Below are 13,846 nucleotides of genomic sequence, written 5' to 3' on the forward strand. Positions count from 1 at the left end.
TCTCCTCAGGGAATTGCTGGTGCCGCGGCCTTACGGACGAGCCCGCGTAAGGCCTCGATGTCGCGCGACGGTGGCCGATCATCGGCATAGGCAGGCACGATCGTGCGAACGGCCTTGTAGATAGCATCAGTACCCGTCGCCCTCGACGCGGTGCCTACAAGGAATTCGTGCGCCTGCGCAGCCGCCATCAATTCGATCGCCAGGATATATTCGGCATTGTCGATCAGCGCGAGAAGCTTGTTGGCGGCGGCTGTCGGATGCGCCAGGAAATCCTCCTGGAGGCCCGATGTGATACCGCCATCGGTAGAAGCCGGCGCTGCGAGCCGCCGGTTCTCATTGACGAGAGCGGCGGCCGTATATTGCGCGATCATGAAACCGGAATTGCTGCCGGCATCGCTTGCCAGGAAGGGCGGCAGTCCGCTCACCAGCGGATTGACGAGGCGGTCCGTGCGCCGTTCGCTCATGGCGGAAATCTGCGCAAGCGCCATCGCCAGACTATCGGCGGCCTGCGCGAGGGCGGGTGCGACGGCATGGGCTTCCGAGGAGACGATCGGCTCTTCCGGCGTGCCCGACACGGCGGGATTGTCAGTGACCGAGGCGAGCTCCTGATCGACGACAAAGGCGGCGGTATCGAAGACATCGCGCGCAGCGCCGTGGGCATGCGGGATGGAACGTAGACTGAGCGCGTCTTGTGTTCGTCGACCGAGCGCAGCTGCCACCAGACCGCTGCCGGCAAGCCGGGCGCGCAGCGCAGCGCCGACATGGGCGATGCCCTTGGAGGGGCGAAGCGCCAGAACAGTTGCATCGAAGGCCGCCATCTGGCAGCCGGCAGCTTCAAGCGTCAGGGCCGCGATCGCATCGGCCCAGTCGAGCAACCGCTCGGCGCGGGCGAGCGCAACGCTTGCAAGTCCGGTCGCGCAGGCAGTGCCGTTGACAAGGCTGAGACCCTCCTTGGCACCGAGCACCAGCGGTTCGAGGCCGATAGCGGCAAGCGCATCCCGGCCGCTCATGCGGCTGCCATTAACGCTTGCGCTGCCTTCGCCGATCAGTACCAGCGCGTTGTGGGCATTGTGGGTGAGGTAACCTGCAGATCCCTTGGAGGGAACGTCCGGAATGCAATTCCTCTCGAGGAAAGCGGCGAGATGGCGGACGATGTCAGGGCGCACACCGGAATGCCCATGGGCAAAATTGGCGATCTGCGCAGCGATGATCGCGCGCACTTCGCGCGGCGCCAGCAGCGGGCCGACGCCGCAGGCATGGCTGAGGATGATGTTGCGCGACAGCCTGATTTGCGAGGCTCTGTCGACCACCGTATCTGACAGCGCGCCGACGCCGGTATTGATGCCATAGGCGCGCACGCCGGTCTCAACGATCCGCTCGACGATGCGGCTTGCATTCCTAATGCGATCCCAGGCCGCTTGCGACAGGGTGAGAGCCTCACCCTCGGCCACGCGTGCAATATCGCGCCAGCCTGCAACCCGATCGATGGTAATGGTCATTGGGCGCCACCGAAATGGCCGATGAATTGGCGGAAGGCCGGCGACGCGCCGCCGCCGAACATTTCGTCCGGCGTGCCGCTGCTTTCGACCAGCCCTTCGCGCATGAAGACGACGCGGTTGGAGACGTTGCGGGCAAAGCTCATTTCGTGGGTGACGACGAGCATGGTCATGCCCTCCTCGGCGAGTGCGCGCATGACGCGCAGCACTTCGCCGACGAGTTCAGGATCTAGCGCCGAGGTCGGCTCGTCGAAAAGCATGACCTTCGGCTTCATGGCGAGCGAACGGGCAATCGCCGCCCGCTGCTGCTGGCCGCCGGAGAGATGCGCGGGATAGGCGTGGCGCTTGTCGGCGATCCCGACTTTTTCGAGCAGCGCCTCGGCTTCGGCAATGCATTCAGCCCGCGGCCGCTTCAGCACATGGACCGGTCCTTCGATGACATTCTGCAGGATCGTCATATGGGACCAGAGATTGAACGACTGGAAGACCATGCCGAGTTCGGAGCGGATATGGTCAACCTGCTTCTGACTGGCGGGTCTCGTCTTGCCGTTCTTGTGGGTCATTTCGATATGTTCGCCGTCGACCCAGATCTCACCGTCGCTTGCGATCTCGAGCAGGTTGATGCAGCGCAGGAAGGTGGATTTGCCGGAGCCGGAGGCGCCGAGCAGCGAAATCACGTCACCATCCTCAGCGTCGAGCGAAATGCCGCGCAGCACCTCATGGGTGCCGAAGCTCTTTCTGATATTGCGGACCGAAAGTCGGGTTACGCCGGGCATGGAGGCTCCAATCACGTTCAGTCGGTTTCATGCCTTCAGCGCCGGCGGAATGGCGCGGCGATGTCGGGATAGCCAATATTCCAGCAGGGACATGGCCTGCAGGATGATGAAGTTCAAAACGAGGTAGATGATGGCGGCGCAGAGAAAGACCTCCATCGTCCGGTAGGTCTGCGAAATCAGCCGCTGTGCCACACCGGTCACTTCCCAGACCGTAACCAGACTGGCGAGTGCCGTCGATTTCATCATCAGCACGATCTCGGTCGAATAGGCCGGCAGCGCGTGGCGGAAAGCGATCGGCGCCAGGATACGGCGCACCATCAGGAAGCCGGACATGCCGATGGCGCGGGCCGCCTCGATTTCCTTTGGCGAGACGGCGCGAATGCCGCCGCGGAAGATTTCGGCGGAGTAACCGGCAGTGCAGAGAGCGAGCGAGAGAACCGCGCAGACCATAGGCTCCCGCAGGAACGGCCACAGGAAGGAATACCGGATGACACCGAATTGGCCGAGCCCGTAAAAGACCAGGAACATCTGGATCAGCAGGGGCGAGCCGCGGAAGATGAAGATATAGCCCTTGGCAAAACCCGAAAGGATGGGATTGCCGCTCACGCGCATGGAGACGATGACGAGTGCAAGCAATCCGCCGAAGAAGATCGACAGGAAGAACAGGATCAGCGTCGTCGGCACGGCTTTCAAGAGCGTGACCATGGTGCTGAAGAGGAAGGCGATATCCATCTATCCCTCCCTATGCCTGGCCCATGGCCGAAGCCGGCATGCTGCGATTGGCATTGCGCTCAGCGCCGTTAAAAACGCGGTCCGATAGGCTAGTGAGGATCAGGTAGAGCGCGCCGCCGACAATGTAGAACAGGAAATATTGCCGTGTCGAGCCGGCGGCTACCTGGCTCGAGCGCATCAGCTCGGCAAGGCCGGTAACCGAAATCAGCGCCGAATCCTTCAGGCTCAATTGCCAGACGTTGCCGAGACCGGGAATGGCAAGGCGCAGGACCTGCGGAATGATAATGCGGCGGAACCGTAGGCCGCGATGCATGCCGATTGCCGAGGCAGCCTCAAGCTCGCCCTTGGAAATGGCAAGATAGGCACCACGATAGACTTCCGCCTGATAAGCGCCGGAGATGATGCCGACGGCAAGCGCACCAGCGGCGAAGGACGGCAGGCCGAGGAAACCCTCATAACCCATCGACTGGCCGATCGCTGTCACCGCCGAAGAGCCGCCGAAATAGATCAGATAGATGATCAGCAGCTCCGGCACACCGCGGAAAACGGTGGTGTAGATGTGGCCGGTCGTGACGAGCACGACGTTGCTGGATAGCTTTGCGGCCGCGATAATCGCGCCGAGGACGGCGCCGATCGCCAGCGCTGTGGCTGTCACGCAGAGCGTCAGCAAGGCACCAAGGAGGAGAAAAGCTCCCCACCCGGTTGAGCCGAAACCAATCAGTTCGAGTGTCGCCATGGGCCTTCCCAGCGCTGTCTTCGTCGTGATGACGGGCGGTCAGAATAGCACGTGGTCTCCGATCGCAAAGCGGAGACCACGGAACGCGGCTTTTGATCGGAAGCTTAGTTCTGCGGGCTGACGTCGACCTTGAACCATTTCATCGAGAGGTTCTTGACCGTGCCATCGGCAAGTGCTGACTTGATGGCTTCGCTGAACTTGTCGCGCAGGTCGGTATCGGCCTTGCGGATGCCGAGGCCTTCGCCTTCACCCCAGATCGAGCCGGCGATTTCCGGGCCGGTGAAGGTCAGTGCGCCACCCGCGGCTTCGAAGGCGTTGTTGAAGTAGACCGCATCGTCGAATCCGAGATCGATACGGCCGTTCTGCAGGTCGAGGTCGCGGTCAGCACCCGTCTTGTATTCGCGGATTTCGGCGATGCTGCCAAAATTATCGTAGACGAACTTGGCGTAGACGGTTGCCGCCTGAATGCCGATCGCCTTGCCCTTGAAGGCTTCCTTCAGCGCTTCGATTTCCTTCACGCCGGTCTGGCCGGGTGTCATCTTGATGGTTGCGCCGGTGCCGGAAGCGTTGGCAAGCGGGCTGTCCTTGGCAGTGGCAAAGGCTGCCGGTGTTGCGGCATAGGGAACCGTGAAATCGATGACCTGCTTGCGCTCTTCCGTGATCGACAGTGCATCCATGATGACGTCGAACTTGCCGGCATTCAGCGCCGGGATCATGCCGTCCCAGTCGGATGCGACCAATGTGCATTCGATCTTGGCGCGTTCGCACAGAACCTTGGCGAGCTCCGGTTCGAAGCCGCCGAGCGAGCCGTCGGCATTGGTGAGGTTCCAGGGAGCGTAGGCGCCTTCGAGCGTGATGGTCGCCTTCGTCCAGTCCTTGGCAGAGGCAGGAGCCGCAAAGGCGGCTGCCGTCATCGCGCAGGAAAGAAGAATCGTGCTGAGCTTCATTGATGTGATCTCCTCTGAGATTGGACAGACCTTGCGGTATGAATGCCGATCTTCGCCGGCTTGCCCGTCCTGGTCCTTTGTTTCATTTTTGGATCGGCAGGTTGTATAGGGTACCATATGAGATATTTTGTGATATGCAAGTGGAAAGTCGATTTAGAGGGCAGATTCCATTCGTGCAAAGGGAATAGGCAATGAAGCGTCCCAGTGAGATGAAGCGCGAGCTGGCAGAGAATGACGGCGGCCCGCTTTATGCCGGCGTCAAGCAGGTCATTCTCGACCGGATCCGCAGCGGCGAATGGCCGCCGCGGCACCGCGTGCCCTCCGAAAACGAGCTGGTGGTGGAGCTCGGCGTCAGCAAGATGACGGCCAATCGGGCGCTCCGGGAACTGGCGAACGAAGGCGAACTCCTCCGCATCCAGGGCGTCGGTTCCTTCGTTGCGGAACGCAAGGGCTATTCTGCGCTCTTCGAGGTGCGCAATATCGCCGACGAGATCGCCGAGCGCGGCCATGTTCACGAGGCTGATGTTATCGTTCTGGCTGAGGAGACGGCCTCTCCGGAGGTTGCCGATGCGCTGCGGTTCGACATCGGCGCGCCGGTTTTCCACTCGCTGATCGTCCACAACGAGAATGGCGTGCCTGTCCAGATCGAGGACCGTTTCGTCAATCCGGGGGCGGTCCCCGACTATCTGGCACAGGACTTTTCGACGCTGACGCCCAATGCCTATCTGACGGCGGCGGCACCGCTCAGCGCATCGGAGCATATCGTCGAGGCGGTGGTGCCGCGCGCCTGGGAATGCAAGCTGCTGACAATCCTGCAGAATGAGCCATGCCTTGCCATCCGCCGACGCACCTGGTCGGCCCGCCAAGTGGTCTCGACGGCGCGTCTCGTCTATCCCGGACATCGCTACAGGCTGGAAACGCGCAGCGGCAAGATCTTCGAGGAATAGACTAGTTGTATATGGAACTCTCCTCGAAAGAGCGATTTCCCTAACCGATTCCATGATTTTACGCTTTCTCGATCGAGATGGCGTAGCAGAGCGCCTGGCCCGAAAGATCGAGCCTGCCGCCATCGCTCTCTTCAAGCAGCATTGCATCGCCGGCGTCGAGTTCGATGCTCTGAGCACCTGTTCGCGCCGCCAGAATTCCATTGGCGCAAAAGAGCAGGAAAATCCTTTTCGCAAACGCCAGGCTTTTCTCACCATCGATGAAATGCCGCGCGACTGCGTGCCTCACGGCACCCCGCCTGCTCATCACGTTCAGGTCGGTGATTGTGCCATCCGGCAGCGTTGCCGAGACGGTGATATCGGCGGCAAAGGCGAGGGGTTCACTCTCCCGCGTCAGGAGCACCGGCTCACGGCCCTCGATGAAGAGCCGCATACCGTTGCCTTTCAGGATCGACAGCGTGCGGTCGATCCCGGGAAAGACGGAGAAAGGCCCGTCGGACGCGACGGTCGCCATGCTGACCCGCCAGTCGAAATCGGCAAGCCCCGCACCATCAGGCGAAATGGCGATCTCCACCGTTTCGCCGCCGCCGTTCTTCCACGGCATGCGCTTGTGATCGGCAGCGCGCAGGACCTTCATGGCTCAGTTTCCAAGAATGCCGGGCAGGCGAAGGCCCTTGTCCTTGGCGCAATCGATGGCGATGTCATAGCCGGCATCGGCATGGCGCATGACACCGGTCGCAGGATCGTTCCAGAGAACATTTCCGAGGCGGCGGGCCGCATCATCGGTGCCGTCGGCGCAAATGACCATGCCGGAATGCTGCGAGAATCCCATGCCGACGCCGCCGCCATGATGCAGCGAGACCCAGGTGGCGCCGGAGGCGGTGTTGAGCAGGGCGTTCAGGAGCGGCCAGTCGGAGACCGCATCCGAGCCGTCCTTCATGGCTTCCGTTTCGCGGTTCGGCGAAGCGACGGAACCGGAATCGAGGTGGTCGCGGCCGATGACGACGGGGGCCTTCAGCTCGCCGTTCCTGACCATTTCGTTGAAGGCAAGGCCGAGACGATGACGATCGCCGAGACCGACCCAGCAGATGCGGGCCGGCAGGCCCTGGAAAGCAATGCGTTCCTTGGCCATGTCGAGCCAGTTGTGCAGGTGTTTGTTGTCGGGAAGCAGTTCCTTCACCTTGGCATCGGTCTTGTAGATGTCTTCCGGATCGCCGGAAAGTGCGGCCCAGCGGAACGGCCCGATGCCGCGGCAGAAGAGCGGGCGGATATAGGCCGGTACGAAGCCCGGGAAGGCGAAGGCGTTTTCAAGGCCCTCGTCCTTGGCGACCTGGCGGATATTGTTGCCATAGTCGAGCGTCGGAACGCCGGCATCCCAGAAGGCGACCATGGCTTCGACATGCGCTTTCATCGAGGCGCGGGCGGCCGCTTCAACGGCCTTCGGATCGCTTTCGCGCTTGGCCCTGGCTTCGGCAACGGTCCAGCCGACCGGCAGGTAGCCGTTGCGTGGATCATGCGCCGAGGTCTGGTCGGTGACGATATCGGGGCGCGGGCCGCCCGCCTTCATGCGGACCACCAGTTCCGGGAAGATTTCGGCGGCATTGCCGACGAGGCCGATGGACTTTGCTTCACCGGCCTTGGTCCAGCGCTCGATCTTTTCCAGCGCCTCGTCCAGCGTGTGGGCCTTTTCATCGACATAGCGGGTGCGCAGGCGGAAATCGATGCGGGTTTCGTCGCATTCGACGGCAAGGCAGCAGGCGCCGGCCATGACGGCGGCCAGTGGCTGGGCGCCACCCATGCCGCCGAGACCGCCGGTCAGGATCCACTTACCCCTAAGATTACCATTGTAGTGCTGGCGGCCGGCCTCGACGAAGGTTTCGTAAGTGCCCTGCACGATGCCCTGCGTGCCGATATAGATCCACGAACCGGCCGTCATCTGGCCGTACATGGCGAGGCCCTTTTTATCGAGCTCGTTGAAATGGTCCCAGGTCGCCCAGTGCGGCACGAGATTGGAATTGGCGATCAGCACGCGCGGCGCATCCTTGTGGGTGCGGAAGACGCCGACCGGCTTGCCAGACTGCACGAGCAGCGTCTCGTCTTCGTTTAGCGTCTTCAGCGTGGCGGCGATGCGGTCGAAATCGTCCCAGGTGCGCGCGGCGCGGCCGATGCCGCCATAGACGACGAGCTCATGCGGGTTCTCGGCGACATCCGGGTCGAGATTGTTCATGAGCATACGCAGCGGCGCTTCGGTCATCCAGCTCTTGGCGTTCAGCTCGTTACCGCGGGGAGCGCGGATTTCGCGGATATTGTGGCGCGGGTTTACGGTCATGATGATGTTCCCTTTTAGTGTTTCAGACCGAGCGCGATCTCCTCGATCCGCGTCAGAATGGATTTGAGGTGAATGCGCAGCTTGTCGGCTTCTTCGCCGTCATAGGCGAAGGGCGGCGCTTCGGTTGCGAGATGCGTGGATTGTGCGAGTTCCATCTGGATGGCATGCACGCCGGTTTCCGGCTTGCCGTAATGGCGCGTCGTCCAGCCGCCCTTGAAGCGGCCGTTCAGGATGCTGTCATAGCCTGCCGCAGCCGAGGCAATGGCGATGGTCGCCTGCTCGATCGCCGGATCGCAGGTCTTGCCCATATCCGTGCCGATATTGAAATCCGGCAGCTTGCCCTCGAAGAGGAAGGGGATGTGCGAACGGATGGAGTGGCAGTCATAGAGAACGGCGATGCCATGAATGGCTTTCACCCGCTCGATCTCGGCCAGAAGTGCGGTGTGGTAGGGCGCATGAAAATCACGCAGCCGCTGGGCGATATCGGCCTCGGTGGGGGCGGCGCCGTCCTTCCAGATCGCCTTGCCGTCGAAATCGGTCTCGGGAATCAGCCCGGTCGTATTCTGGCCGGGATAGAGGCTCGTGCCGGACGGATCTCTGTTGGCGTCGATCACATAGCGATGGAACGTGGCGCGCACCGTGGTCGGACTGTCGAGCAGGCCGTCATAAAGCTGATGGATATGCCAGTCGGTATCGGCAAGCAGCCGGCCGTTGTCGTTCAGCCGCTCCCAGATATCGGCAGGAACATCGGTACCCGTATGAGGGAAACCGAGGATGACGGGCGAGGTGCCTTGCTTGACTTCGAAAACGGACATGTCAGACCTCCAGAGCGGGCAGGATGCTGCTTGAAACGGATGCGTTGAGGCTACCGCTGGCAATAAGCGTGGCAGCCGCCTTCAGGTCGTTCGCCAAATAGCGATCCTCCTCCAGCGAGGGCACGGCAGCACGGATGGCGGAAATCGCCCTCTTGAGTTCGGGGCTGGTTGCAAGTGGTGCGCGAAGCTCCACCCCTTGCGCGGCGCTCAGTGCCTCGATGCCGATGATCGCAAAGAGATTTTCGGTCATCGGCAGGAGGCGGCGCGCGCCATGGCAGGCCATGGAGACATGGTCTTCCTGATTGGCCGAGGTTGGTGTCGAGTCGACGGAGGCCGGATGCGACATCTGCTTGTTCTCGCTCATCAGCGCGGCAGACGTGACCTCGGCGATCATCAGGCCGGAATTCAGACCCGGCTTCTTCGCAAGAAAGGCCGGCAGACCATAGGAGAGGGCGGGATCGACGAGCAGCGCGATGCGGCGCTGGGCGATTGCGCCGATCTCGCAGATCGCAAGCGCGATCTGGTCGGCAGCGAAGGCAACGGGCTCGGCGTGGAAATTGCCGCCTGACACGACGGAATTGTCCGACAGGACCAGCGGATTGTCGGTCACGGCATTGGCTTCGATCTCCAGCGTGCGGGCAACCGAGCGCAACAGATCCAGGCAGGCGCCATCGACCTGCGGCTGGCAGCGGATGCAATAGGGGTCCTGAACGCGCTCGTCACCCTCGATATGGCTCTGGCGGATCGGCGAGTTGTCAAGCAGGGCGCGTAGGGCTGTTGCCGTATCGATCTGGCCGCGATGGCCGCGCAGCGTATGGATATCGGGATGGAACGGGGCGGATGAGCCCATGGCCGCATCTGTGGACATGGCGCCGGTGATCAGCGCCGATTGTGCCGCCCGGTGGGCGCGGAACAGGCCGGCCAGCGCCAACGCCGTCGAGGTCTGCGTGCCGTTGATGAGCGCCAGCCCTTCCTTGGCGGCGAGCACGACGGGTTGCAGCCCGGCTTTGACAAGCGCCGTTGCGCCATGCAGCCGTTCACCGCCAAAGAAGGCTTCGCCATGGCCCATCATCACGGCTGTCATATGGGCAAGCGGTGCAAGATCGCCAGAGGCGCCGACAGAGCCCTTTTCCGGGATGACCGGGATGACGCCGCGCGCCATCATCGCCTCGATCAGCCGCACCAGTTCCAGCCGTACGCCGGAGGCGCCGCGGCCGAGCGAAACGAGCTTCAGCGCCATGATGAGACGCACGACATTTTCCGGCAGGGGATCGCCGACGCCGCAGCAATGAGAGAGGATGAGATTGCGCTGCAGCGTTGCCACATCAGCGCTGTCGATCTTGATCGAGGCGAGTTTGCCGAAGCCGGTATTGATGCCGTAGACCGGCGCATTGCCGGCGGCGATCTCGGCGATGCGGTTGGCCGCCTTGATGATGCCGGCGTCGAAGGACGGGTCGAGCTTGGCCGGAACGCCCGTCCAGTAGATGGTTGCGAGGTCCTGAAGCGAAACGGAACCTGGATGGAGGGTGATGGTCATCGGTCGATCCTCTGGCCCTTGAAAGTATGAGCGTGAAGCGGGTTGAAGCCGATGCGGTAGACGAGCTCGGCAGGGCTCTCGATGTCCCAGATCGCCAGATCAGCGGACTTGCCGGCTTCGATCGTGCCGGTCTCAGTAAGCAGGCCGAGGGCGCGGGCACCTTCGCGGGTCGCGCCGGCGATGCATTCTTCCACCGTCAGTTTGAACAGCGTCGCCGACATGTTCATGGTGAGCAGCAGAGAGGTGAGCGGTGACGTGCCGGGGTTGCAGTCAGTGGCAACAGCGATAGGCACGCCGGCCTGCCGCAGGGCCTGGACCGGCGGCTTCTGCTTTTCGTTGATCGCGTAGAAGGCGCCTGGGAGCAGAACGGCAACCGTGCCGGCTGCCGCCATTGCCCGCGCGCCATCCTCATCCAGATATTCCAGATGATCGGCCGAAAGGGCGCCGTAGGAGGCTGCGAGTTTCGCGCCGCCAAGATTGGAGAGCTGCTCGGCATGAAGCTTGACGGGAATCCCGAGCGCACGGGCCTTGTCGAAGACCCGTGCGATATCATCGACCGAGAATGCGATGCCTTCGCAGAAACCGTCGACAGCATCGACAAGGCCTTCAGCGCGTGCTCGCTCGAGACCCGGCAGGACGACATCGGAAATGTAATCCTGGTTCCGTCCCTTGTATTCGACGGACGTTGCGTGGGCGCCGAGATAGGAGGTGATGACCCGCACCGGCCGGTGGTCTGCGAGTGCGCGGGCGGCGCGCAGCATCTTCAGTTCTGCCTCGATATTGAGCCCGTATCCGGACTTGATCTCGATGGTGGTCAAACCCTCGGAGATCAGCGTGTCGAGCCGCGGGAGCGCAGCCTCGACGAGCCCTTCGACGGACAGTGCGTTGGTCGCCTTCACGGAGGAGACGATGCCGCCTCCGGCACGTGCAATCTCTTCATAGGTCGCGCCTTCGAGCCGCATTTCGAATTCCCGGGCGCGGTTGCCGCCATAGACGATATGGGTGTGACAATCGATGAGGCCGGGCGTGACCCAGCGACCTTCGAGATCGGTAATCTCGGCCGTCTCGATCAGCCAGGACGGCAGCTCGCCTTCCGGCCCGGCAAAAAGGATGCGCCCGCCTTCGTAAACGACGGCGCCTTTTTCGATAATGCCAAGGCCCGGCAGATTCTCCCGCAACGTCGCCAGGCGTGCATTGCGCCAAAGCGAGCGGGCACTGGAATTGCGGCCCGATCCGGAAAATTTGTTCCCACTCATCAGCTTTACGCCTTTCTTTATGGCAGAATATGTATATACATAATCGAAAGGGTGACAAGTAGAAATTTATGGCCTTTCGCATAAAGACAAGCGGACGGATCAACGACGAAACGGGAGAGCGATCATGACGAGACTTCATGCAGCGACGGCTTTGCTGGCCGAGGGCTGGCGCAAGAATGTGCGCCTGACGCTCGCAGACGGCCGGATTGCCGCGATCGAGACCGATGTCGCGCCTGATGCCAGTGACGATCGCCATGCCGTCCTTCTGCCGGCGATGCCGAACCTCCACAGCCATGCCTTTCAGCGGGCGATGGCGGGGCTTGCCGAAGTCCGCGGCCCGGCCAGTGACAGCTTCTGGAGCTGGCGCACCGTCATGTACAGGTTCGCCCTGTCGATGACGCCCGATCACGTCGAGGCGGTGGCCGCCAAGCTCTATATGGAAATGCTGGAAGCCGGCTTTTGCCGCGTCGGCGAGTTCCACTATCTGCATCACGATAAGGACGGCAGCCCCTATGCCAATATCGCCGAGATGGCGGAGCGGATCGGTGCGGCGAGTGCTGAAACCGGCATTGGATTGACGCTGCTTCCGGTGCTCTACGCCCATTCCGGTTTCGGCGGGGCAGATCCCATCGAGGGACAGCGCCGCTTTATCAATTCCACCGAAAGTTTTGCGCGGCTGATGGATGGATGCCGGCAGGTCACGGGCAGGCTTTCCGGCGCAGAGATCGGTGTTGCGCCGCACAGCCTGCGAGCCGTCACGCCGGACGAATTGTCCGTCGCAATCGCGCTCGCCGGCAATGGCCCGATCCACATTCATGTCGCCGAACAGGTCAAGGAAGTCGAGGATTGCCTTGCCTGGTCCGGCGCAAGGCCTGTCCAATGGCTGCTTGACCACACGCCGGTCGATCAGCGCTGGTGCCTGATCCACGCAACCCATATGACCGAGGACGAAACGCGCCGTATGGCTAAGAGCGGTGCCATTGCCGGCCTCTGCCCGATTACCGAAGCCAATCTCGGCGATGGGACATTTTCGGCGCCCCTGTTCCTGACGGAGGGTGGGCGCTTCGGCATCGGCTCGGATTCCAACATCCTGATTTCCGTTGCAGAAGAACTTCGCCAGCTCGAATATTCCGAGCGTCTGGCGCTGCGTGCGCGCAATGTCATCGCATCGACGGGTGGCTCCACCGGCCAGGCCCTCTTTGAGCAGGCACTTGCAGGCGGCGGTGAGGCGCTGAAAGCGCCATCGGGCCTTGTCGCCGGCAACTATGCCGACATCGTTTCGCTCGATACCCGCGCCGTTTCCTACCTTTCCGAGGATCGGCTGCTCGATCACTGGATCTTTGCCGGTGGTGTGGCGGTCGACAGCGTCTGGGCGCTCGGCCGAAAGCAGGTCGAAAACGGACGCCATCTGCGACGCGACCTGATCGATCGCCGCTTCGTTGCCGCCATGAACGAGCTGTTGGCGGCATGACGATCTTTCCTCGGCGCTTCCCAGGCGGTACAGCGGGAGAGGAGCCGGAGCGCGACGGATGAATGAACCCAAGGAAACGACCTTACACCAGCGTATCCTCAGCGATATCGAGGGCCGTATCGTCTCGGGCGAATGGCCGCCGGGCTACCGCATTCCGTTCGAAGTGGAATTGACGAAGCAATACGACTGTTCCCGTATGACGGTGAACAAGGCCCTGACCCAGCTGGTGAAGGCGGGTCTCATCGAACGCCGCAAGAAATCCGGCAGTTTCGTCATGCAGCCGCAGGCCCAGGCTGCAGTGCTTGAGATCCACGATATCAAGGCGGAGGTCCAGTCCCTCAATCTCGCCTATTCCTACAAGGTCGCAAAGCGCGTTCGCAGAAAAGCGCAGGCGCAGGACCGCCAGATGCTGGACCTGCAGCAAAATTCGAGCCTCATTGAGGTCATCTGTACGCATTACGCCGGATCGAAGCCATTTTGCCTGGAAAAGAGGTTGATCAACCTTCAAACCGTGCCAGAAGCAGCGGATGAGGAGTTCGAGCATACGGCGCCCGGCCCGTGGCTTCTGAGCCAGGTTCCCTGGAGTGCCGCCGAGCATAAGATCTTCGCCGTTGGTATTGATGAAGACGAAGGAGCCATGCTTTCCATCCCCGAGGCAACGGCCTGTCTCGTCGTCGAACGACGCACCTGGAACAAGTCCGGGCCGGTGACGCATGTGCGCTTCGTCTATCCCGGAAATCGACATGCGCTCTACGCGCGCTTTACCCCAGAAACAGTGAAATAGATTTGATTTTCAATTGAAAAAGC

The 13,846-nt window shown here is 61.9% G+C and carries 13 protein-coding genes; 3 read left to right on the forward strand and 10 right to left on the reverse strand.

Annotated features, from left to right (window positions below):
* Window positions 1-5: 5 nt before the first annotated feature.
* From hutH (KQ933_RS23515) to KQ933_RS23535, 5 genes are all read right to left on the reverse strand, one after another.
* The gene (hutH, locus tag KQ933_RS23515) at window positions 6-1,499 is read right to left on the reverse strand and encodes a histidine ammonia-lyase (RefSeq protein ID WP_216760233.1); all 1,494 of its coding nucleotides are present in this window, start codon (window positions 1,497-1,499) and stop codon (window positions 6-8) included.
* Entirely contained in the window at window positions 1,496-2,272 is a 777-nt protein-coding gene (locus KQ933_RS23520) for an ABC transporter ATP-binding protein (RefSeq protein WP_216760234.1), read from the reverse strand. The genes hutH (KQ933_RS23515) and KQ933_RS23520 overlap by 4 nt, the downstream gene beginning before the upstream one ends.
* A gap of 27 nt (window positions 2,273-2,299) precedes the next feature.
* Window positions 2,300-3,004 (reverse strand): ABC transporter permease, encoded by a 705-nt coding sequence (locus KQ933_RS23525; protein ID WP_216760235.1) that lies wholly within the window; start codon window positions 3,002-3,004, stop codon window positions 2,300-2,302.
* Window positions 3,005-3,014: 10 nt separating this feature from the next.
* Window positions 3,015-3,740, reverse strand: coding sequence for an ABC transporter permease (locus tag KQ933_RS23530; RefSeq protein ID WP_216760236.1), 726 nt, complete (start codon window positions 3,738-3,740; stop codon window positions 3,015-3,017).
* 104 nt (window positions 3,741-3,844) lie between these two features.
* On the reverse strand, window positions 3,845-4,687 hold the full coding sequence (locus tag KQ933_RS23535) for a transporter substrate-binding domain-containing protein (RefSeq protein ID WP_216760237.1): 843 nt from the start codon (window positions 4,685-4,687) through the stop codon (window positions 3,845-3,847).
* Between the two features lie 191 nt (window positions 4,688-4,878).
* Here KQ933_RS23535 and hutC (KQ933_RS23540) point away from each other — a divergent pair, with 191 nt between their 5' ends.
* Window positions 4,879-5,634 carry a histidine utilization repressor gene (gene hutC / locus KQ933_RS23540; protein WP_216760238.1) on the forward strand — a complete coding sequence of 252 codons (756 nt, stop codon included), beginning with the start codon at window positions 4,879-4,881 and terminating at the stop codon, window positions 5,632-5,634.
* Window positions 5,635-5,692: 58 nt separating this feature from the next.
* Here hutC (KQ933_RS23540) and KQ933_RS23545 read toward each other — a convergent pair whose 3' ends face one another.
* The 5 genes from KQ933_RS23545 to hutI are packed head-to-tail and all read right to left on the reverse strand — an operon-like array spanning window position 5,693 to window position 11,568.
* Complete coding sequence (locus KQ933_RS23545; RefSeq protein WP_216760239.1) at window positions 5,693-6,268, reverse strand: HutD family protein; 576 nt, start codon at window positions 6,266-6,268, stop codon at window positions 5,693-5,695.
* Between the two features lie 3 nt (window positions 6,269-6,271).
* On the reverse strand, window positions 6,272-7,960 hold the full coding sequence (gene hutU, locus KQ933_RS23550) for a urocanate hydratase (RefSeq protein WP_216760240.1): 1,689 nt from the start codon (window positions 7,958-7,960) through the stop codon (window positions 6,272-6,274).
* Window positions 7,961-7,974: 14 nt separating this feature from the next.
* Window positions 7,975-8,775 carry an N-formylglutamate deformylase gene (gene hutG, locus KQ933_RS23555; RefSeq protein ID WP_216760241.1) on the reverse strand — a complete coding sequence of 267 codons (801 nt, stop codon included), beginning with the start codon at window positions 8,773-8,775 and terminating at the stop codon, window positions 7,975-7,977.
* Window position 8,776: 1 nt separating this feature from the next.
* The gene (gene hutH / locus KQ933_RS23560; RefSeq protein ID WP_216760242.1) at window positions 8,777-10,312 is read right to left on the reverse strand and encodes a histidine ammonia-lyase; all 1,536 of its coding nucleotides are present in this window, start codon (window positions 10,310-10,312) and stop codon (window positions 8,777-8,779) included.
* Window positions 10,309-11,568 carry an imidazolonepropionase gene (gene hutI / locus KQ933_RS23565; protein ID WP_216760243.1) on the reverse strand — a complete coding sequence of 420 codons (1,260 nt, stop codon included), beginning with the start codon at window positions 11,566-11,568 and terminating at the stop codon, window positions 10,309-10,311. The genes hutH (KQ933_RS23560) and hutI overlap by 4 nt, the downstream gene beginning before the upstream one ends.
* A 124-nt stretch (window positions 11,569-11,692) precedes the next feature.
* Here hutI and KQ933_RS23570 point away from each other — a divergent pair, with 124 nt between their 5' ends.
* Both KQ933_RS23570 and hutC (KQ933_RS23575) read left to right on the forward strand, forming a co-directional pair.
* Window positions 11,693-13,039: a formimidoylglutamate deiminase gene (locus KQ933_RS23570; RefSeq protein WP_216760244.1), complete on the forward strand. Its 1,347-nt coding sequence runs from the start codon at window positions 11,693-11,695 to the stop codon at window positions 13,037-13,039.
* 58 nt (window positions 13,040-13,097) lie between these two features.
* Entirely contained in the window at window positions 13,098-13,823 is a 726-nt protein-coding gene (gene hutC, locus KQ933_RS23575; RefSeq protein WP_216760245.1) for a histidine utilization repressor, read from the forward strand.
* The last annotated feature ends 23 nt before the right edge of the window (window positions 13,824-13,846 follow it).

This window comes from Rhizobium sp. WYJ-E13 (genome assembly GCF_018987265.1).
Taxonomy (GTDB): domain Bacteria; phylum Pseudomonadota; class Alphaproteobacteria; order Rhizobiales; family Rhizobiaceae; genus Rhizobium.